The 763-nt window shown below is 61.7% G+C and carries 1 protein-coding gene; it reads left to right on the top strand.

The features are described from left to right. Window positions 1-16: 16 nt before the first annotated feature. Window positions 17-763: restriction endonuclease (locus A3736_RS05445; protein WP_156501989.1), on the top strand; the 747-nt coding region annotated here is incomplete at its 3' end.

Below are 763 nucleotides of genomic sequence, written 5' to 3'. Positions count from 1 at the left end.
TGAGGAGTGGAGGTTGATGGCTTTGGCCAAGGGTGCAGGTCTTGAAGAATTAGCGCGGGCGTATTTCGCGCGGCAGGGCTTCGTCGCCATCCGTAGCGTATCGATCCAGTTCGAGGAGGAGGAAGTCACGGATGTCGACGTCTGGCTGTACGGCCGACAGGGCGGTGGCGTGCGAACAAGGGCGCTTGTCGACGTCAAGGACAAGAAGTCACCGAAGGCGTTCGAGCGTATAATGTGGGCGCGCGGTATGCAGTTGGCCTTGAACTGTGACCGGGCGGTGGTCGCCACGACTGACACCAATGCGAAGGTGACGCGCTTCGCGCATCAGCAGAAAGTCGCATTGCTGACGGCCGCCTACCTTCGCCACTGGTCAGGTGGCGACGAAATTTTGAGGGAACGTCTAAGCCTCGAAGAGCTGTCGTCTAGCATCCAGTCCTACGCAGGTCACAAGCAAGATGGCGACTGGCTCAAGCAGATCGCCGCGGCCAAATCCGCGGTGGTGAGCTTGGCGCCATACCCCGCGTTCAACAGGGCCATAGCGTCGTTCCGGTTTTTCGCCGAGCGCGCCGCCACCCGCCCACAGCACCGGGAGCCAGCGCTGCGGGGCGCCTTCTTATCCGCTGCGCTTGCCTCCATGGCGCTTGATGCGGCGCTGGAGCGGCTGGTCTTCGAGGAGCCGAAGGCGCGCTACGATTTGCTTTACTCCGGTGTTACCTATGGCGACGCAGGCGACAACCGGGTGCAAAGCAGTATCGACACCGTT

The organism is Erythrobacter sp. HI0063 (genome assembly GCF_001635685.1).
GTDB lineage: Bacteria > Pseudomonadota > Alphaproteobacteria > Sphingomonadales > Sphingomonadaceae > Qipengyuania.
The sequence above is the reverse complement of the archived record's forward strand: the minus strand, read 5'-3'. Positions and strand labels throughout refer to the sequence as shown.